The organism is Chelativorans sp. YIM 93263, from assembly GCF_028767125.1.
GTDB lineage: Bacteria > Pseudomonadota > Alphaproteobacteria > Rhizobiales > Rhizobiaceae > Chelativorans.
In genome coordinates this window covers 367,406-386,686 of the sequence record NZ_JAKCWP010000001.1, presented here as the reverse complement: position 1 = coordinate 386,686, position 19,281 = coordinate 367,406, and the positions used below count along the sequence as shown (strand labels likewise).

The 19,281-nt window shown below is 61.0% G+C and carries 16 protein-coding genes; 11 read left to right on the top strand and 5 right to left on the bottom strand.

What is annotated here, in order from left to right; genetic code table 11:
- Positions 1-187: 187 nt before the first annotated feature.
- Positions 188-2,143 carry an acetate--CoA ligase gene (gene acs / locus LY631_RS01850; RefSeq protein WP_274423405.1) on the bottom strand — a complete coding sequence of 652 codons (1,956 nt, stop codon included), beginning with the start codon at positions 2,141-2,143 and terminating at the stop codon, positions 188-190.
- A 264-nt stretch (positions 2,144-2,407) separates the two neighbouring features.
- Between acs and LY631_RS01845 the strand changes: the two genes are divergently transcribed.
- Positions 2,408-2,680, top strand: a complete 273-nt coding sequence (locus tag LY631_RS01845) for an usg protein (protein WP_274423404.1) — start codon at positions 2,408-2,410, stop codon at positions 2,678-2,680.
- 56 nt (positions 2,681-2,736) lie between these two features.
- Here the strand turns inward: LY631_RS01845 and LY631_RS01840 are convergent, their stop codons facing one another.
- Positions 2,737-3,771 carry an aldo/keto reductase gene (locus LY631_RS01840; RefSeq protein WP_274423403.1) on the bottom strand — a complete coding sequence of 345 codons (1,035 nt, stop codon included), beginning with the start codon at positions 3,769-3,771 and terminating at the stop codon, positions 2,737-2,739.
- Between the two features lie 35 nt (positions 3,772-3,806).
- On the bottom strand, positions 3,807-4,982 hold the full coding sequence (locus LY631_RS01835) for an MFS transporter (RefSeq protein WP_274423402.1): 1,176 nt from the start codon (positions 4,980-4,982) through the stop codon (positions 3,807-3,809).
- Between the two features lie 128 nt (positions 4,983-5,110).
- Here LY631_RS01835 and LY631_RS01830 point away from each other — a divergent pair, with 128 nt between their 5' ends.
- Complete coding sequence (locus LY631_RS01830) at positions 5,111-6,019, top strand: LysR family transcriptional regulator (RefSeq protein ID WP_274423875.1); 909 nt, start codon at positions 5,111-5,113, stop codon at positions 6,017-6,019.
- Between the two features lie 21 nt (positions 6,020-6,040).
- On the opposite strand, the gene LY631_RS01825 is transcribed toward LY631_RS01830, so the two are convergent.
- On the bottom strand, positions 6,041-6,706 hold the full coding sequence (locus tag LY631_RS01825) for a YggS family pyridoxal phosphate-dependent enzyme (protein ID WP_274423401.1): 666 nt from the start codon (positions 6,704-6,706) through the stop codon (positions 6,041-6,043).
- A gap of 123 nt (positions 6,707-6,829) precedes the next feature.
- Here LY631_RS01825 and leuS point away from each other — a divergent pair, with 123 nt between their 5' ends.
- The 3 genes from leuS (at position 6,830) to LY631_RS01810 (ending at position 11,034) form a co-directional block, all read left to right on the top strand.
- Positions 6,830-9,445, top strand: a complete 2,616-nt coding sequence (gene leuS, locus LY631_RS01820) for a leucine--tRNA ligase (protein WP_274423400.1) — start codon at positions 6,830-6,832, stop codon at positions 9,443-9,445.
- 12 nt (positions 9,446-9,457) lie between these two features.
- Positions 9,458-9,988: an LPS assembly lipoprotein LptE gene (lptE, locus tag LY631_RS01815; RefSeq protein ID WP_274423399.1), complete on the top strand. Its 531-nt coding sequence runs from the start codon at positions 9,458-9,460 to the stop codon at positions 9,986-9,988.
- 134 nt (positions 9,989-10,122) lie between these two features.
- On the top strand, positions 10,123-11,034 hold the full coding sequence (locus LY631_RS01810; RefSeq protein ID WP_274423398.1) for a GNAT family N-acetyltransferase: 912 nt from the start codon (positions 10,123-10,125) through the stop codon (positions 11,032-11,034).
- Between the two features lie 8 nt (positions 11,035-11,042).
- On the opposite strand, the gene fsa is transcribed toward LY631_RS01810, so the two are convergent.
- The gene (fsa, locus tag LY631_RS01805) at positions 11,043-11,696 is read right to left on the bottom strand and encodes a fructose-6-phosphate aldolase (protein WP_274423397.1); all 654 of its coding nucleotides are present in this window, start codon (positions 11,694-11,696) and stop codon (positions 11,043-11,045) included.
- Between the two features lie 99 nt (positions 11,697-11,795).
- Between fsa and LY631_RS01800 the strand changes: the two genes are divergently transcribed.
- From LY631_RS01800 to atpD, 6 genes are all read left to right on the top strand, one after another.
- The gene (locus LY631_RS01800) at positions 11,796-13,979 is read left to right on the top strand and encodes a primosomal protein N' (RefSeq protein ID WP_274423396.1); all 2,184 of its coding nucleotides are present in this window, start codon (positions 11,796-11,798) and stop codon (positions 13,977-13,979) included.
- 27 nt (positions 13,980-14,006) lie between these two features.
- On the top strand, positions 14,007-14,432 hold the full coding sequence (locus LY631_RS01795) for an AGROH133_08824 family phage infection protein (protein WP_274423395.1): 426 nt from the start codon (positions 14,007-14,009) through the stop codon (positions 14,430-14,432).
- Positions 14,433-14,645: 213 nt separating this feature from the next.
- On the top strand, positions 14,646-15,206 hold the full coding sequence (locus tag LY631_RS01790; RefSeq protein ID WP_274423394.1) for a F0F1 ATP synthase subunit delta: 561 nt from the start codon (positions 14,646-14,648) through the stop codon (positions 15,204-15,206).
- Positions 15,206-16,735 (top strand): F0F1 ATP synthase subunit alpha, encoded by a 1,530-nt coding sequence (gene atpA, locus LY631_RS01785; RefSeq protein ID WP_274423393.1) that lies wholly within the window; start codon positions 15,206-15,208, stop codon positions 16,733-16,735. The genes LY631_RS01790 and atpA overlap by 1 nt, the downstream gene beginning before the upstream one ends.
- 12 nt (positions 16,736-16,747) lie before the next feature.
- Entirely contained in the window at positions 16,748-17,626 is an 879-nt protein-coding gene (locus tag LY631_RS01780) for a F0F1 ATP synthase subunit gamma (protein ID WP_274423392.1), read from the top strand.
- 18 nt (positions 17,627-17,644) lie between these two features.
- Complete coding sequence (gene atpD, locus LY631_RS01775; RefSeq protein ID WP_274423391.1) at positions 17,645-19,213, top strand: F0F1 ATP synthase subunit beta; 1,569 nt, start codon at positions 17,645-17,647, stop codon at positions 19,211-19,213.
- The last annotated feature ends 68 nt before the right edge of the window (positions 19,214-19,281 follow it).

The following is a 19,281-nucleotide window of genomic DNA, read 5'->3' as shown; positions in this document are numbered from 1 at the left end:
GGCCAAGTGGCGTTGGCGCACCGGCGCCACAGCCGCGCTTCATGCACTTAGCCGAGAGGCTGCTCCCGGAAAAGGCAATCCACCGAGGCCACGCTGGAACTGAATTCACTCGACATTGGATCACCTCCTTTCGTTTCGTTGCACATGTACCCAATGTGGCCGCTACTGGAGCCACATGCAAGGGCATTCAGCCTTTCTTATTCTGCCGGTTCTCGATCAAATCCTCCACAACCGCCGGGTCGGCCAGCGTCGAGGTGTCGCCGAGCGCCTCGAAATCATCTTCGGCTATCTTGCGCAGGATGCGTCGCATGATCTTGCCCGAACGCGTCTTGGGCAGGCTGGGCGTGAACTGCAGCTTGTCCGGCGTCGCAATCGGGCCGATTTCCTCGCGGACGTGGCTCACGAGCTCCTTCTGGAGATCCGCGGAGCCTTGCTCGCCCGCCATCAGGGTAACGTAGCAATAAATGCCCTGGCCCTTGAGATCGTGCGGGTAGCCGACGACGGCCGCCTCGGAGACCTTAGGATGAGCGACGAGAGCCGATTCCACTTCCGCTGTTCCGAGACGGTGACCGGAGACGTTGATCACGTCGTCGACGCGGCCCGTGATCCAGTAATAACCGTCCTCATCGCGCCGGCAGCCGTCTCCGGAGAAATATTTGCCCTTATAGCTGGAGAAGTAGGTCTGCACGAAACGTTCATGATCGCCGTAGACCGTGCGCATTTGACCCGGCCAGGAGTCTGTTATGCACAAATTGCCGGCCCCGGCGCCTTCGATAGGCTTGCCGTCATTGTCGACGAGCTGTGGCTGGACCCCGAAGAATGGCCGAGTCGCAGAGCCCGCCTTGAGGTCAATGGCGCCGGGCAGCGGCGTAATCATGATGCCGCCGGTTTCCGTCTGCCACCAGGTATCGACGACCGAGCAGCGCTCCTCACCCACGACCCTGTAGTACCATTCCCAGGCCTCCGGATTGATCGGCTCGCCGACCGATCCGAGAATTCGCAGTGAGTCACGTGAGGTCTTCTTCACGAACTGCTCGCCGGCGCCCATCAGCGCGCGAATGGCGGTCGGCGCGGTATAAAGGATGTTGACCTTGTGCTTGTCCACCACCTGCCAGATACGGGAAGCGTCCGGATAATTCGGCACGCCCTCATACATCATCGTAACAGCCCCGTTGGCCAGCGGGCCGTAAACGATGTAGCTGTGGCCGGTCACCCAGCCTACATCGGCCGCACACCAGTAGATGTCCCCGTCGTGATAGTCGAAGACATACTGGTGCGTCATCGAAACGTAGACCAGATAGCCGCCGGTGGTATGCAGGACGCCCTTGGGCTTGCCCGTAGAGCCCGACGTGTAGAGGATGAACAGCGGATCTTCCGCATTCATCTTCTCCGGCTCGCATTCGGGCTGCGCCGCCTCGACCTGCTCGTGATACCAAAGATCGCGGCCTTCGACCCAATCGACGCTACCGCCCGTGTGACGGACCACCAGGATGTGGCGCACCTTGGCGCCCGCCCTTTCAGCAATCGCGATGGCCTTGTCCGTGTTTTCCTTCAACGGAATCTTCTTCCCGCCGCGCACGCCCTCGTCCGCCGTGATGACAAAGTCCGACCGGCAATCCTCGATACGGCCGGCCAGGGCATCGGGTGAAAAGCCGCCGAAGACGACGGAATGGATGGCACCGATGCGCGTGCAGGCGAGCATCGCGTAGGCGGCCTCCGGAATCATCGGCATGTAGATGGTGATCCGGTCACCCTTCTTGACGCCGTTCGATTTCAGAACATTGGCGAGCCGGCAGACATGCTCGTAAAGTTCGTTGTAGGTGATCGTCTTGTCATCGGCGGGGTCGTCGCCCTCCCAGATGATCGCGGCCTGGTCTCCGCGATTCTTCAGGTGGCGGTCAATACAGTTATAGGCGACGTTCGTGACCCCGTCCTCGAACCATCTGATCGAGACATCCCCCTCGAACGTAGTGTTCTTCACTTTGGTAAAGGGCTCGAACCAGTCGATGCGCTTGCCATGCTCGGCCCAGAACGTCTCCGGATTCTCGATGCTGTCCTTGTACCACCTCTCATATGTGTCACTATCGATCAGCGCGCGCTCTTTCCACGCCGGTTTGACAGGATGAACATGCACGTCGGACATTTTACCTCCTCCGGATAGGTGCCGCCGGGCCGAAAACTCCGGCGTATTGAGCGATAGCGCCCGGCTTTGCGCGCTTGATAGCACTTTGTCAATGCCGGCAATATTAGACGATGGAAGGCCTTCCGACAACCATCAGCAGCACACCTCTATTGCTGCTAACATGCTGTTTTCGAAGTAACTTTTTTAAAAATTGGGCGTTATCCTGTTGCGTGACCGTGCAGGCGCGCGGCAAAATCGCGTCTGTGGATCATTGAAAGGGTCAAGATGAGCAATACGCGCGAAACTGAACTCATGTTGCAGGGCTACGGCCTGACCACGGCTCAGGTGCTCTATCATATGCCTGACCATCCGCATCTGCTGCAAACCTTTCTCTGGCAGCAGTACGATCTCGCGCCGGAATTTCCGGCTCTCAAAGGCTTCATCACGTTCTGGCGGGAGGAGCTCGACGGGCCTCTGCATTCCGTCACCTATGCTCACCGTCATCTCGTCAGTTCCGGGGAGTGGCGGAGTGTCACTGGCGAGCTTGTGCTGCATTGATCTGATACGGCCATCCAGAGTGCCGGATTGCCGCGTGGGCAAGGTGACGGTCGATTTTAGACGGCGGGCGGATTGATGCGCGCAAAGCCTTCCTGCCGACGATACGGGAAATATGGATAAGGCGAAGTGACCGCACTGGCGTTGTCCAGCCTAGCCGTTTGCTCGACAGATAAATTCCATCCGACCGCGCCCAGGTTGTCCCGAAGCTGTTTTTCGTTGCGGGCGCCAATAATTACGGATGACACTGTCGGCCGCTGCAGGAGCCAGTTCAGGGCAACCTGGGGGACGCTTTTATCGACTTCTTCCGCAATAATCTCCAGCATATCGACGATCTGGTACAGCTGATTTTCGTCCACTGGCGGCCCGAAGTCGGCAGTGTCATGCAGGCGGCTGCCTTCAGGAAGAGGGGAGCCGCGGCGGATCTTGCCGGTCAACCTTCCCCATCCGAGCGGACTCCATACGAGAGCGCTAACGTTCTGATCGAGGCCAAGCGGCATCAACTCCCATTCGTAGTCACGACCAACAAGCGAGTAGTAGACTTGGTGCGCCACATAGCGCGGCCAGCCATGACGCTCAGCCGTTGCAAGCGACTTCATGAGCTGCCAGCCGGAAAAGTTGGAAACGCCGACATAACGGATCTTGCCGTCGCGCACGAGCATGTCGAGCGTAGAAAGCACCTCTTCAATCGGCGTGCCTGCATCGAAGGCATGAAGCTGGAAAAGATCTATGTAATCCGTGCCGAGTCGACGCAGCGCATCTTCCACGGACTTCACCAGACGTGACCGGGACGAACCGGCATCGTTCGGCCCGTCGCCCATTGGTAATGTCATCTTGGTTGAAACAAGCAAGTCTGCCCGGCGCCCCTTGATTGCCCCGCCGAGCACTTCTTCCGAGGCGCCGTGGGAGTAGACGTCCGCGGTATCGAACAGGTTTACTCCTGCCTCCAAGCATATATCTAGCAAGCGGCGGGCTTCAACAATATCGGTTGTCCCCCAAGCGCCAAATAGCGGGCCAGTGCCGCCGAATGTTCCGGTTCCGAAACTAAGCTGGGGTACTTTCAGGCCGGAGGCGCCGAGACGTCGATATTCCATGTCGTTTCTCCATCTGCGTGATTGTTAGCGAAAGTTTATGCGCAGCCGCGGGGCGCCAGAGCCGCGACGCGTTCATGGCGGATGCTCGCCAGGACGACCGCTATCGCGGCGAGCGGTATGAACCCCGCCACCAAGGGTAGCGCAGCAAGTCCCGGACCGTGATCGATGACCACGCCGCCGACCCAGGCGCCAATGGCGTTGCCCAAATTGAAGGCGGCAATGTTAAAGCTCGAGGCAAGCCCCTGGCCCGCTCCCTCTGCCTTCCCCAGAACCCACATTTGTAACGGCGGAACGGTGGAAAACGCTGCCGCGCCAAACAGGCCGACGGCGATGACGGAAAGCACCGGACTATCAAGCGTAAAGCCGAGAAAGAGGAGGGCGGCGGAAAGAGCGACAAGCGTCCCGAGCACCGAGGGAACCAGCCAGCGGTCGGCAAGCCGGCCGCCGATGAGGTTGCCGGCGATGAGACCGCCACCGAAGACCAGCAGAATGGGTGAGACTGCAGCTTCCGGATAACCGGTGACCTGGGTCAGAATCGGCGCGATATAGGTGAAGGCGGCGAACACGCCGATCCAGCTCAGAACGGTGGTCAACAATCCGAGCAGCACCTGCGGGCGCGCCAGAACCGCGAGGGTGTTTCCGGAGCGCTCATCCGGCTCGGATTTTCCCTCGGATGGCACGAGCAGTGCGATTATCAGCAGCGCGACAATCCCGATGAGTGTCACCGCCCAAAAGGTGGCGCGCCAGCCGAAGGCCTGGCCGAGCCAGGTGCCGAAGGGCACGCCGAGAATGTTGGCGACGGTCAGGCCCGTGAACATGATGGCGATTGCAGAGGCCTTGCGGTGCGACGCGACGAGGCCGGTGGCCACCACAGAGCCGATGCCGAAGAAGGAAGCGTGCGCGAACGCGGTCAGCACGCGCGCCGCCATCAGTGTCCAGTAGTCGGGGGCGAGCGCACAAGCGAGGTTGCCGAGAGTGAAAACGACCATCAGCGCCATGAGCAGGGTCTTGCGCCGCCAGCGGCCGGTTAGTGCGCCAAGCAACGGCGCGCCCGCCACGACACCGAGCGCGTAGCCGGTGATCAGCAATCCTGCCGCCGAGATGGAGACGCCGAGATCGACGCTGACTTCCAGGAGCAGGCCCATGATGACGAATTCGGTAATGCCGATTCCGAAGGCGCCGGCTGTGAGGGCATAGAGAGCAAGTGGCATACAAGACATCCATCGCTTGATCGTGAGCGACCCCCATAGGAGGCGTGGCGGGAGGCCCGTAGATGGACGAGTTGTTATTGATGATATAGAGCGCAGGGAGGAAAATGATTTATGATTTGGTTTCACTAATGAGTCGGAACGAAACAAATCGCTTGCGAGAAATCGAGGTGTTCGTTCAGGTGGTGGAGGCGCAAGGCTTTTCGGCCGCCGCGCGCCGTCTGCGGATGACACCGTCAGCCGTCAGCAAACTTATCAGCCGGCTGGAAGAACGTTTGGGCGTACCGCTCATTCGCCGGTCAACACGCCGCCTGCGGGTTACGGCGGAAGGCGCGTCCTTCTACGAGTCCGGTACGCGCATCTTGAGCGAGGTCGCGGCAGCCGAGCGGGAAGTGGCGGCGGGAGCTGCGCCGCGCGGGCGTCTGCGCGTCAACAGCAATGTCCCGTTCGGGCATCACTGGCTGATACCCCTCCTGCCGAAATTTCAGGCCCTGTATCCGGAACTCACCGTTGATCTGGTGTTGACCGACCACGTCGTTGACCTGATCGAGGAGCGCGCGGATCTGGCCATTCGCACCGGGCCGCTCAAGACGCCGAATCTGATTGCGCGCAAGCTCATCAAGTCCCGCATGACCGTCGTCGCGGCGCCCTCCTACATTCAGACATACGGAACGCCGCGCTCGCCTGCAGAGCTGGAGCGTCACAAACTCCTTGGCTTCTGCTTTTCTCGAATCAACGCAGGCTGGCCGTTTCTCGGAAAACCAGAGCAGCCGATCGTCGTTCATCCAAGTGGCGGCTCGCTCATCAGCGATGGCGAGAGCATGCGGCTGGCCGCACTCGCCGGCGCGGGCATCGCCCGCCTTTCAGATTGGCATTTGCGAGCAGATATCGAAGCCGGCCGGCTGATTCCCTTGCTGGAAGAGTACAACCCCGGCGACGACGAAATCTTCTACGCCGTCTATGTCGGCCAAGGCAGATATCTGCCCGCCCGTGTACGAGCTTTTCTCGATTTCCTTGTGGCGAATGTTAAGGAGAACTGACGGAGCGGCCCGTCGGACACATCAGTACCGGCTGCCAAAAATCGCTGAGCCGACACGGACACTGGTGGCTCCAAACTGGATAGCGGTTTCGTAGTCGGCCGACATGCCCATGGACAGCTTTTCAACGCCCGCTTCCCGGGAGAGCTTTTCCAGAAGCGCGAAGTGCGGCCCGGGATTTTCGTCGATGGGCGGGATGCACATGAGCCCTTCGATCGTGAGCCCATGTACCTCCCGGCAACGGGTGACAAACTCCGCCGTTTCACGGGGATCAATCCCGGCTTTCTGTTCTTCTAGGCCGGTGTTCACCTGAACATAAAGATGCGGTTTGCGCTCCTGCTTTGCCATTTCGGCTGCAAGCGCGGCTGCAATCTTCTCCCGGTCCACTGTCTCGATCACGTCGAAGAGGGCGACGGCTTCCTTTGCCTTGTTCGATTGCAGCGGACCGATCAGGTGTAATTCGATACCCGGGTAGTCCTCTCTGAGCGCCGGCCACTTGGTCGCGGCCTCCTGAACGCGGTTTTCTCCGAAGACGCGGTGACCGGCCTGTAGCACTGGACGGATTTCGTCAGCGTCAAAGGTTTTCGAAACGGCGACAAGCACTACATCTTTGCTGCCACTACTTGCGTCTTGCGCCGCAATGGCGATCTTTTCCTGGACAAGTTTCAGGTTTTTGGAAGCATCGTTCATGGCTGGCGCAAGTCCTTTCGAATACGTGCCCGGGGCGGAAATGGCCGTGCGGAGTTGACGGTTTGTGAAAACCATGGTGAAGGTCCGCCGGAAAATTCTCTCTTTCTATGTGAAATGCAAGGCATGGCAACCGAACGTTACAATCCGCGCGAATCGGAACCTCGCTGGCAAAAGGCGTGGGAGGACGCGCGCCTTTTTGAAGCAAAAGACGACGAGAGCCTGCCCACCTATTACGTGCTCGAGATGTTTCCCTATCCATCGGGGCGCATCCACATAGGCCACACGCGCAACTATACGATGGGCGATGTGGTGGCGCGTTACAAGCGCGCCAAGGGCTTCAACGTGCTGCATCCCATGGGTTGGGACGCTTTCGGCATGCCGGCCGAGAATGCGGCGATGCAAAATAAGGTCCATCCCAAGGAGTGGACCTACCAGAACATTGCTACCATGCGCGCGCAGCTCAAGATGATGGGCCTGTCTCTGGACTGGAGCCGCGAGTTCGCCACCTGCGACGTTGATTACTACCACCGCCAGCAGATGCTCTTCCTAGATTTCCATGCGAAGGATTTGGTAACCCGGAAGACCTCGAAAGTGAACTGGGACCCGGTCGACCGGACCGTATTGGCCAACGAGCAGGTGATCGACGGGCGCGGCTGGCGCTCCGGCGCCGAGGTGGAAAGCCGTGAGCTGGCGCAGTGGTTCTTCAAGATCACGGATTACTCCGAGGATCTCCTCAATGCGATCGACCGGCTCGACGCGTGGCCTGACAAGGTGCGTTTGATGCAGCGCAACTGGATCGGCCGGTCTGAAGGACTTTCCATCCGGTGGCCGCTGGTGGAGGATACGGCGCCGGGCGGCGAACAGGAGCTCGAGGTTTATACGACCCGGCCAGACACGATCTTCGGCGCCTCTTTCATGGCAGTGTCAGCCGACCATCCGCTGGCGAAGAAGGCAGCTGAGAAGAATCCGGAACTTGCCGCTTTCATAGAAGAATGCCGCCGCGTAGGCACGTCGGCTGCATCGCTCGAGACAGTGGAGAAGAAGGGCTTAGACACGGGTATTCGTGTGCGTCACCCCTTCGATCCGGAGTGGACGCTGCCCGTCTATGTGGCCAATTTCGTGCTGATGGAGTACGGCACGGGCGCGATCTTCGGTTGCCCGTCGGGTGACCAGCGCGACCTCGACTTCGCCAACAAGTACGGGCTTCCCGTCACACCCGTCGTGATGCCGGAAGGGGCGGACCCCGAGGCCTTCCAGATCACGGAAGAAGCGTATACGGACGATGGCGTGATGATAAATTCGCACTTTCTCGATGGCCTGTCGAATGACGCTGCCTTCGAGGAGGTGGCCAAGCGGCTGGAGAACGAGACGCTTGGCGGCAAGCCTGTTGCCGAGCGCAAGGTGAATTTCCGCCTGCGCGACTGGGGCGTCTCCCGCCAGCGCTACTGGGGCTGCCCGATCCCCATGATCCACTGCGAGACCTGCGGTGTGGTGCCGGTGCCGAAGGAAGACTTGCCGGTGAAGCTGCCGGACGACATCGATTTCGAGCAGCCGGGTAACCCTCTCGACCGTCATCCCACGTGGCGGCACGTCAAATGCCCGAAATGCGGTGGCGACGCGCAGCGCGAAACCGACACGATGGATACTTTCGTGGATTCCTCGTGGTATTTCGCCCGCTTTACGACGCCCCATGCCGACACGCCGACGAAGCCTGAGGTGACAAACCGATGGTTGCCGGTGGACCAGTATATCGGCGGCATCGAGCATGCGATTCTGCACCTGCTCTACTCGCGCTTTTTCACGCGCGGCATGCGGGACACCGGCCATCTTGGTCTCGACGAGCCGTTCAGAGGCCTGTTCACCCAGGGCATGGTGGTGCACGAGACCTACCGTGCGAAGGACGGGCGCTGGCTCGCGCCGAGCGAAGTGCGGGTGGAAGGCTCCGGATCGGATCGAAAAGCCGTGGAAATCGCCACAAGCGAGGAAGTCTCCATCGGCTCGCTTGAGAAGATGTCCAAATCGAAGAAGAACACGGTGAGCCCGGAGGATATCATCGATTCCTTCGGCGCGGACACCGCGCGGTGGTTCATGCTGTCGGACTCTCCGCCCGACCGCGACGTGGAGTGGACCGACGAGGGCGCGGCAGGCGCGCATCGGTTCGTCCAGCGCGTTTGGCGCCTGGTTACCGAAGCGGCGCCGGCGATCGAAAAGCATAAGGCGCGGGCCGCGCGACAGGGCGATGCCGCAAGCATTTCCAAGAGCGCGCACAAGGCGCTGAAAATCGTCGGCAATGACATCGAGCGACTTGCCTTTAATCGCGCAATCGCCCGCATCCACGAGTTGGTGAGGGATTTGCAGGGGCCGCTTTCCAAGCTGGACACTGCCGGAGACGAAACCCGTGCCGCGGCCCGGGAAGCCATCGAGATCCTGATTCGGCTCATTGCGCCTTTCATGCCGCACCTGGCGGAGGAATGCTGGGCACAAATCGGCGGCAAGGGGCTCGTGGCCGAGGCGGTATGGCCGGAGTACGATCCGGCGCTGGTGGTGGACGAGGAGATTGTCCTGCCTGTGCAGATCAATGGCAAAAAACGTGGTGATTTGACAATCGCGCGCGATGCGGATCAAGCTGCGGTGGAGAAGGCGGTTCTCGAACTCGATTTTGTGCAGAAAGCGCTGAACGGCGCCGCGCCGCGCAAGGTGATCGTGGTTCCGCAGCGAATCGTCAATGTGGTCGCCTGAGGAGGGCAGGTTTTGAGGTCACTGATTCGCAGGGCGGGGCTGGCGGTCGCTGTCTCGGTGCTGGTGTTTGCCAGCGGCTGCACGGTGCGGCCCCTTTTGGCGACCGGACCGGCATCGCAGAATCCGGCGGCGCTTGATTCCGTCGCCATTGCGCCGGTCAATACGCGCCCGGCGCAGGAGGTTCGCAACCACCTCATTTTCCTCTTCGGCGGTGGGTCCGGCCAGCCGGAAAATCCAGACTACATCCTGAATTTGGCGGTGACGAGCAGAGCCAGTTCCGCAGCGGAGATTCAGCGGGCCGGAGAGAACGAGCCGACTGCGGGCATGGTCACCCTGACCGGAGATTACCGCCTGGAAGACACTGAAACCGGCGATGTCGTCGCGAGCGGTAAGCGGCAGATAAGCTCTGCGTTCGACCGGCCGCGCCAGGAATTTGCCAGGCTGCGCGCCGAGCGCGATGCCGAAAACCGTGCCGCCCGCGAGTTGGCCGAGCTTCTTCGCCTGACTGTCGCTCAGGACATCACCCGTCTGGACGCCCGATGAACAATCCGTGTTATAAGCTGTCTATGCTATTGTCTTTTTCGCAGGAACAAAGAACGTTCGCCTGTATTGATCGGGAGTAGTCATTGCGCCGTCACAGTTTTCGGTGAAACAGCCGCCAACGGAGTGCTTCGCCAATGAGCTTACATACGACGCTCATGTCGGTTGCCGGGGTCCTTGGAAGTCGTGTTTTGAAGCGTGATACGCTCGCAGCCGACGACACCCGGCATATCGTCGATCAGCTCATTGCGGAGCGGACGACGCATCTTTCGCAAAATCCGCTATGGCCCGTGGCGCGGCCGTTGCTTTACCGCTTTCTGCACTATCGGCACGCCGTCGCGATGGCCGACGAAATCGCCCAGCTCTCCGGCTGGGACGCGATGACCTATATCAGCGAACTGCTTTCGCTGAACATTTCCACCCGCGGAATCGAGCACATCCCGCAGAAGGGCTGCTTCATTCTCGCACCAACCCATCCGACCGGAATCGCCGACGGCGTCGCCATCTTCGATCTGATGAAGACCGTGCGGCCGGATATGGCGGTTTTTGCCAATCGCGATGCGCTGCGCGTCAACGCGCGATTCCGGGATCTCATCATTCCGGTGGAATGGCGTCCGAACGAGAAATCGCACGCGAAGAGCCGCGACACGCTGGAAATGACCGGCAAAGCCTTCGCCCAGGAAAAGGCGGTGGTCCTTTTCCCAGCCGGCCGTGTCGCTTTCTGGAACGTCGACAAGCTGACGGAGCGGCCCTGGCAGCCTTCCGTCATCGCGCTCGCGCGCCGATACGAGGTCCCGATCATTCCGGTCAATATGGCAGCCCGGAACTCGGGACTTTTCTATTTCCTGTCCAAGTATTCGACAGAACTGCGCGATATGACGCTTTTCCACGAACTTTTGAACAAGAAGGGCCGCGGCTTCGACATGACGATTGGAAAGCCGATCATGCCGAATCTGCTCGAAGGAGATCCGGCCGAATTGGCCGCCCGGCTACAGGATCATACGGTTCAAAAGCTTGCGGAAAATCCCCACACCGAGTTCGGAGGCTGAGCCGAAGCTCAGCCGATTTTCTGACCCGTTTTCGCCCAGTCGGCAAGGAACGCTTCCAATCCCTTGTCGGTCAGCGGGTGCTTGGCGAGAGATTTCAGCACTGCTGGGGGAACCGTGACCACATCCGCGCCGATCAAAGCGGCCTGCTTGACGTGGTTTGTCGTGCGGATAGAGGCCGCCAAAATCTCGGTGTCGAAATCGTAATTGTCGTAGATGGTGCGAATCTCCGATATGAGCTCCATACCGTCGATGCCCGTGTCGTCCAGCCGGCCGATAAAGGGTGAGATGAACGTGGCGCCGGCTTTCGCAGCAAGGAGCGCCTGATTGGCGGAGAAGCAAAGCGTGACATTGACTTTCCTGCCGCTCGAGGACAGCGCCTTACAGGCCTTCAATCCGTCCATCGTAAGCGGTACCTTGATGCAGACGTTCTCGGCGAGTTCTGAAAGAATATCGGCTTCACGCATCATCTCGTTGAACTCGACCGCGGTCACCTCGGCAGAGACCGGACCGTCGACAATGTCGCAGATTTCCTTGGTTACTTCCAAAATGGGGCGGCCCGATTTCATGATCAGCGAAGGATTGGTCGTCACTCCGTCCAGGAGCCCGGTGTCGCTGAGTTCGCGGATTTCGCTCACGTCGGCGGTATCGACGAAAAATTTCATTCAGTTTCTCCTTTCATGCGGCGGGGGGCGATCGGCGTACTCTACCCTCATCTAAGCTCGGCCTTGCTCTAAACCAAGAAACCGGCAAGGTCACGTCTGATGAATCGAGATTCGCCACGCAAAAACGTGATTCCCGTCATGGTGCCCGTCCCCACGGAGCGCCCTTACTCCTATGCCGTGCCGGAAGGGACCGATGTGCCGCCGGGTGCAATTCTGCGTGTGCCGTTAGGGCCGCGGCAAGTTGCGGGTGTTGCCTGGGATGGCGATGGCGAAGCGGTCGAGTCGAAAAAGCTCCGGGAGATCGCTCAGGTCTTCGACTGCCCGCCATTACAGACGGAGATGCGCCGCTTCATCGAGTGGGTCGCGAACTATACGCTTTCCGCACCGGGCATGGTCGCCCGGATGGCGCTGCGCGCACCTGCTGCTTTCGACCCCGAGCCGCCGAGCGAGGGACTGCGCCTGACGGAGCGTCGGCCCGATCGAATGACAGCGGCGCGCGAGCGCGTCCTGAGTCTTGCCGCCGACGGTCAGGCGTGGACCCGATCCGGCCTCGCCCACGCCGCCGGAGTTTCCTTGAGTGTCGTTGACGGTCTGGCGGGACAGGACGTGTTCGAGCGGGTGGAGATTCCACCCCGTCCGATCGTGCCTGTCCCCGATCCGACATTCGGGCGCGCCGATCTAACGCCAGACCAGGCAAAGGCAGCCGCGCACTTGCATCAAAAGACAAGGTCGGGTGGCTTTGGGGTCACACTGCTCGACGGGGTGACCGGCTCCGGCAAGACGGAGGTTTATTTCGAGGCGGTTGCGGCAGCTCTGGAGGCAGGCAAACAGGTGCTCATCCTGCTCCCCGAAATCGCGCTCACCCAGGCGTTTCTCGAACGCTTTCACGACCGGTTCGGTGCCAAACCCGCCGAATGGCACTCCGACCTAGCGCCCCGTAAGCGAGAACGTGTCTGGCGGCAAGTCGCCGAGGGGCAGGTGCGTGTGGTGGCCGGCGCGCGCTCCGCGCTTTTCCTGCCTTTTCGGGAACTCGGTCTTGTCGTCGTCGACGAGGAGCACGATCCCGCCTATAAGCAGGAGGATCGCATCTTCTACAGCGCCCGGGACATGAGCGTAGTGCGTGGACGCCTCGGTGATTTTACCGTCGTCCTTGCCTCCGCGACCCCGTCGCTGGAAAGCCGAGTCAATGCCGAACAGGGCCGATACGAGCGTATCGTGCTTCCCGCGCGCTTCGCCGATGCCGCACTGCCGGAACTCAGCAGCGTCGACATGCGCAAGGCCCCGCCGGAGCGCGGGGGCTTTCTTTCCCCGGTGCTCATAGAGGCGATGGGCCGGACGCTCGAGCGGGAGGAGCAGGCACTCCTTTTCCTTAACCGCAGGGGTTATGCGCCGCTGACGCTTTGCCGCGTCTGCGGACACCGCTTCCAGTGTCCGAACTGCTCGAGCTGGCTGGTCGAGCATCGTTTCCGGCGGCAGCTTGCCTGCCATCATTGCGGGCACAACGAGCCCCAGCCGGAGGCCTGTCCGGAATGCGGAACGCTGGATCACCTGGTGGCCTGCGGTCCGGGAATCGAACGTATCGCGGAGGAGGTCGACCGGCACTTTCCCGAGGCACGAACGATCGTTCTGTCATCTGATCTTTTGGGTGGGGTAAAGCGCCTGCGCCTCGAACTGGAAGCGATCGCAGAAGGTGAGGCGGACATTGTCATCGGCACGCAGCTTGTCGCCAAGGGACACAACTTTCCTTCCATGACGCTGGTCGGCGTGGTTGATGCCGACCTCGGCCTGGCGAATGGCGACCCGCGGGCAGCCGAGCGCACGTTCCAACTGCTCAGCCAGGTGACCGGGCGCGCCGGGCGCTCGGGCAAGAAAAGCACCGGACTTCTGCAAACCTATCAGCCCGAGCATCCGGTCATGCGGGCTCTCGTTTCCGGCGACGCCGAGACGTTCTACGAGCGTGAAGTTGCAGAGCGGGAGCGCGCGGGGCTGCCGCCTTTCGGACGCCTGGCGGCCGTTATCGTCAGTGCGGCTGCGCGAGCGGATGCGGAAAACCATGCGCGCGCTATACGCCGTGCTGCGCCCGGTGCGGATGAAATTGCCGTGCTTGGTCCGGCCGAAGCACCGCTGGCGCTCGTTGCCGGCCGTTATCGCTTCCGTCTGCTGGTGCAGGGCGGGCGGCGCGCCGATCTGCAGTCCTATGTTCGCCACATGCTTGAAACCGCTCCGAAGCCAAGGGGCTCGGTCCGTGTGCAGGTGGATATCGACCCGCAGAGCTTTTTGTGATCGCGTCCGGTATCATTACGGTGAATCGTGATTGCCAGTTTGGGGGAAAGAATCGATATGAACTTTGCTTTTCCATGGCCTTACAGCCAAGGTGAATGGCTCGCCTGGGGGGCGGCCATTGTGACGGTGCTGATGGGCATCGCATTCATGCTGTTCCCGCGGTCAAGTCTGCGCCGCGCCGGTGTCAACGTCGGGAGAGGTGAAGCTGCGGCGCTCGGCCTGACGCGGTCCTTGTTCGGAGGTTTTGCAGCGGGGATCGGTTTGTCGGCGATTCTGCTTGCCCAGCCGCTCCTTTATGTCGCCCTGGGACTGGGTTGGGCATTGGCCGCCCTGGGCCGGATCATCTCTATGCTGGCGGACGGCGATAACCAGCGGCCTGGCTGGATCGGATTGCTTATGGCTGTTTTGCTGTCGTTTTTCCCGCTGGCGTTTGCCTTCGGGTTGCTTGCTTAACAGGGACTGCGACAATGGGGACATAAATCCCCCGTTCCGGCGTGTTGCGAGTCCCGTAAGGCTGTGCTAGACGGCAATCGGCTTTCGGCCGGGGGACGGCGACGTCCGTTGCCTGTGTTGATAAAAACATCAATAAGGTTAGAGATTTAGCCTCGGGTCCAAACGACTCTAACGCAAAATCTATGACCCTCAAGCTGTGAGAGAGACCATCCCGTGGCAGAATCTGGCTCGATGATCTCCGGAGTGGCAGGCCGCTATGCGCGGTCGCTGTTCGATTTGGCTCAGGAATCCAACGCGGTCTCCGCTGTTGAGAGCGATCTCGCCCGTTTCGAGCGGATGCTTGAGGAGAGCCCTGACTTCCGGCGGTTGATCAAAAGCCCCGTATTTTCGGCGGACGAGCAATTCAAGGCGGTGGACGCAGTGCTCGGCAAGGCCGCGTTTGGCGGGCTCGTCGGGAACTTCATTCGTGTCGTCGCAAAAAACCGGCGGCTGTTCGCCGTGCCGCAGATGATTCGCGCATTTCGCGAGTTCGCGGCGCAGGCGCGTGGCGAGGCAACGGCAGACGTCATGTCCGCCCATGCGCTCACCGCGGCACAGGAGCAAGAGCTAAAGGCTGCTCTCAAGGAGGTGGTCGGCAAGGATGTCACGGTCAATGCCAGTGTTGACCCGTCCCTGCTCGGCGGTCTCGTCGTGAAGCTCGGCTCGCGCCAGATCGACACGTCGCTCAAAACCAAACTCAATTCGCTCAAGCTTGCACTGAAAGAGGTCGGCTGATGGATATCCGCGCGGCGGAAATTTCCGCAATTCTCAAGGACCAGATCAAGAATTTCGGCAGGGAGGCCGAAGTCTCCGAGGTCGGCCAGGTGCTCTCGGTCGGCGACGGTATCGCCCGCATTTACGGTCTCGATAATATCCAGGCCGGTGAAATGGTGGAGTTTCCCGGCGGTATTCGCGGTATGGCGCTCAATCTCGAGGTCGACAATGTCGGTGCCGTGATCTTCGGTTCCGACCGCGACATCAAGGAAGGCGATACGGTCAAGCGCACCGGTACGATCGTCGACGTTCCGGTCGGCCCGGAGCTTCTCGGCCGTGTGGTGGATGCGCTGGGCAATCCCATTGACGGAAAGGGGCCGATCAAGGCCAAGGAACGTCGCCGTGTGGATGTCAAGGCGCCGGGCATCATTCCTCGGAAGTCGGTGCATGAGCCCATGGCTACGGGTCTCAAGGCGATTGACGCGCTGATCCCCGTCGGCCGCGGCCAGCGCGAGCTGATCATTGGCGACCGCCAGACCGGCAAGACCGCCATCGTTCTCGACACTTTCCTCAACCAGAAGCCGCTCAACGAGGGCGACGACGAGAGCCAGAAGCTCTACTGCGTCTATGTCGCCGTGGGCCAGAAGCGCTCCACCGTCGCGCAGTTCGTGAAGGTTCTGGAAGAGCGTGGCGCGCTGGACTACTCCATCATTGTTGCCGCCACCGCATCCGATTCGGCGCCTATGCAGTTCCTGGCGCCGTTTGCGGGGTGTGCCATGGGCGAATATTTCCGCGACAACGGCATGCATGCCGTGATCGGCTATGACGATCTGTCGAAGCAGGCGGTCGCCTACCGTCAGATGTCGCTGCTTCTGCGCCGCCCGCCGGGCCGTGAAGCCTATCCGGGTGACGTGTTCTATCTGCACTCGCGTCTTCTCGAGCGCGCGGCGAAAATGAACGAGGACAATGGCGCAGGTTCGCTGACGGCATTGCCGATCATTGAAACCCAGGCCAACGACGTCTCGGCTTACATCCCGACCAATGTGATCTCGATCACGGACGGTCAGATCTTCCTGGAGACCGACCTGTTCTTCCAGGGCGTTCGCCCGGCGGTGAACGTCGGTCTGTCGGTCTCGCGCGTCGGCTCCTCGGCGCAGGTCAAGGCGATGAAGCAGGTCGCCGGCTCGATCAAGGGTGAGCTTGCCCAGTACCGCGAGATGGCTGCCTTCGCGCAGTTCGGTTCGGACCTTGATGCCGCGACCCAGCGCCTCCTTAACCGGGGCGCCCGGCTGACGGAGCTTCTCAAGCAGCAGCAGTTCTCTCCGTTGAAAACGGAAGAGCAGGTGGTCGTCATCTTCGCCGGCGTCCAGGGCTTCCTCGACAAGCTCGAGCTGAAGGACGTAACGCGCTTCGAGCAGGACCTGCTGACGCATATGCGTTCGGAGGGCAAGGACGTGCTCGACGCCATCCGCAAGGAGAAAGCTCTTTCGGATGAGTTGCGCGACAAGCTGAAGGCCGAGATCGAGGCCTTCGCAAAGAACTTTACCTGAGGCTGAACGCGCATGCCTTCACTCAAGGATCTCCGCAACCGGATCGCCTCGGTCAAGTCGACGCAGAAGATCACCAAGGCGATGCAGATGGTCGCCGCGGCCAAGCTGCGTCGCGCGCAGGACGCAGTCGAGGCCGCGCGGCCGTATGCCGAGCGGATGGATGAGGTGCTGGCCAATCTCTCCGGCTCGATCTCCGGTAGTGATGCGCCGCCTTTAATGGCGGGCACGGGCCGGGACGATGTCCATCTGCTCGTCGTGTGCACGGCAGAACGTGGCCTGTGCGGCGGCTTCAACAGTCAGATCGCGCGGCGTGCGCGCGAGCATACGCGCCGGCTTCTGAAAGACGGTAAGCAGGTGAAGATCCTCTGCATAGGCAAAAAGGGATATGATATCCTGCGCCGCGACTTCGAGCGTTCGATTATCGATCGCATCGATCTGCGAGAGATCAAGCAGATCGGTTTCGCCGATGCCAGTTCCATCGCTAGGCGTATCATCGGGCTGTTCGAGGAAGGCGAGTTCGACGTCTGTACCCTGTTCTATTCGCAGTTCAAATCGGTCATCAGCCAGGTTCCGACCGCCCAGCAGATCATACCGGCCGATGTCGAGAAGTCGGATGAGCAGGCGGACAGCGCCGAAGTCAAGTACGAGTACGAACCGGACGCGGCGTCCATCCTGGCCGATCTCATCCCGCGAAATATCGCGGTGCAGATTTTCCGGGCACTTCTGGAGAATGCCGCCGGCGAGATGGGCGCCAGAATGACGGCCATGGACAATGCCACGCGCAATGCCGGCGAAATGATCGACAAGCTGTCAATCAGTTACAATCGCCAGCGGCAGGCACAGATCACCAAGGAACTGATCGAGATCATTTCGGGCGCGGAAGCGCTCTAACGGACCAAGAGGGATAAGATGGCGAAAGCAGCGACCCCGAAGCGGGCCCAGTCAGGTGCCGCCAAGACGACGGAAGCCCCCAAACCGGCTGCGAAGTCGACGACCAGGCGGAGCACCACAACAAAGGCGGCGGCGACGCGGAAGACCCCGGCGGCCAGCGTCAATGCGTCCGGCTCGACCGGCACCGTCCGGCAGGTCATCGGCGCCGTCGTGGACGTGCAGTTCGAAGAGCATCTGCCGGCGATCCTGAACGCGCTTGAGACCGACAATCACGGCAACCGGCTCGTGCTTGAGGTTGCGCAGCATCTGGGTGAAAACACCGTCCGCACCATCGCCATGGATGGCACGGAAGGTCTGGTGCGCGGGCAGAAGGTGACGGATACCGGCGCGCCCATTTCCGTGCCCGTCGGACCCGAGATGCTCGGTCGCATCATTAATGTGATCGGTGAACCCACGGATGAGGCCGGCCCGATTGACGCGACGGAAATGCGCGGCATTCACCAGCCGGCCCCGGAATACATCGACCAGTCGACCGAGTCGGAAATTCTGGTCACGGGCATCAAGGTGCTCGATCTGCTCGCACCTTACGCAAAGGGTGGCAAGATTGGCTTGTTCGGCGGCGCCGGTGTGGGCAAGACGGTGCTCATTCAGGAACTGATCAACAACGTTGCCAAGGCCCATGGCGGCTACTCGGTTTTCGCCGGCGTCGGTGAGCGCACGCGTGAAGGAAACGACCTTTATCACGAGTTCATCGACTCGGGCGTGAACAAGGCCGGCGGTGGCGAAGGCTCCAAGGCCGCGCTTGTTTACGGCCAGATGAACGAGCCGCCCGGCGCCCGCGCCCGCGTCGGCCTGACCGGCCTGACGGTGGCGGAATATTTCCGAGACCAGGGACAGGACGTGCTGTTCTTCGTGGACAACATCTTCCGCTTCACGCAGGCAGGCTCTGAGGTGTCGGCGCTTCTCGGCCGCATTCCCTCGGCCGTGGGTTATCAGCCGACGCTCGCCACGGACATGGGCATGCTACAGGAGCGCATCACCACTACGACGACGGGCTCGATCACCTCGGTGCAGGCCATTTATGTGCCCGCTGATGACCTGACCGACCCGGCGCCGGCGACCTCCTTCGCCCATCTGGACGCGACCACGGTGCTCAACCGCGCCATCTCCGAGAAGGGGATTTATCCCGCCGTCGACCCGCTCGACTCTACCTCCCGCATGCTCGATCCGATGGTTGTCGGCGAGGAGCACTATCAAGTGGCGCGCGATGTGCAGCAGACGCTGCAGCGCTATAAGTCGCTGCAGGACATCATTGCCATTCTCGGCATGGACGAGCTTTCTGAAGAGGACAAGCTGACAGTGGCGCGCGCGCGCAAGATCGAGCGCTTCCTGTCGCAGCCTTTCTTCGTGGCCGAGGTCTTCACTGGCTCGCCGGGCGTGCTGGTCGACCTCGCTGACACGATCAAGGGCTTCAAAGGGCTCGTCGCCGGTGAGTACGATCACCTACCGGAAGCCGCGTTCTACATGGTCGGCACCATCGAGGATGCGGTCAAGAAGGCAGAGAAGCTGGCCGCGGAAGCTGCTTAAGGCGCTTGACACTCATCGCGGACAGGGTTGGGGAACCCTCATCTCTGTCCGCCGAACTTCGATCGGCA

Coding starts and splice junctions, on each gene's coding strand:
- acs (WP_274423405.1), bottom strand. CDS start 2,143: ATGTCCGACGTGCATGTTCATCCTGTCAAACCGGCGTGGAAAGAGCGC.
- LY631_RS01845 (WP_274423404.1), top strand. CDS start 2,408: ATGAGCAATACGCGCGAAACTGAACTCATGTTGCAGGGCTACGGCCTG.
- LY631_RS01840 (WP_274423403.1), bottom strand. CDS start 3,771: ATGGAATATCGACGTCTCGGCGCCTCCGGCCTGAAAGTACCCCAGCTT.
- LY631_RS01835 (WP_274423402.1), bottom strand. CDS start 4,982: ATGCCACTTGCTCTCTATGCCCTCACAGCCGGCGCCTTCGGAATCGGC.
- LY631_RS01830 (WP_274423875.1), top strand. CDS start 5,111: ATGAGTCGGAACGAAACAAATCGCTTGCGAGAAATCGAGGTGTTCGTT.
- LY631_RS01825 (WP_274423401.1), bottom strand. CDS start 6,706: ATGAACGATGCTTCCAAAAACCTGAAACTTGTCCAGGAAAAGATCGCC.
- leuS (WP_274423400.1), top strand. CDS start 6,830: ATGGCAACCGAACGTTACAATCCGCGCGAATCGGAACCTCGCTGGCAA.
- LY631_RS01810 (WP_274423398.1), top strand. CDS start 10,123: ATGAGCTTACATACGACGCTCATGTCGGTTGCCGGGGTCCTTGGAAGT.
- fsa (WP_274423397.1), bottom strand. CDS start 11,696: ATGAAATTTTTCGTCGATACCGCCGACGTGAGCGAAATCCGCGAACTC.
- LY631_RS01800 (WP_274423396.1), top strand. CDS start 11,796: ATGAATCGAGATTCGCCACGCAAAAACGTGATTCCCGTCATGGTGCCC.
- atpA (WP_274423393.1), top strand. CDS start 15,206: ATGGATATCCGCGCGGCGGAAATTTCCGCAATTCTCAAGGACCAGATC.
- LY631_RS01780 (WP_274423392.1), top strand. CDS start 16,748: ATGCCTTCACTCAAGGATCTCCGCAACCGGATCGCCTCGGTCAAGTCG.
- atpD (WP_274423391.1), top strand. CDS start 17,645: ATGGCGAAAGCAGCGACCCCGAAGCGGGCCCAGTCAGGTGCCGCCAAG.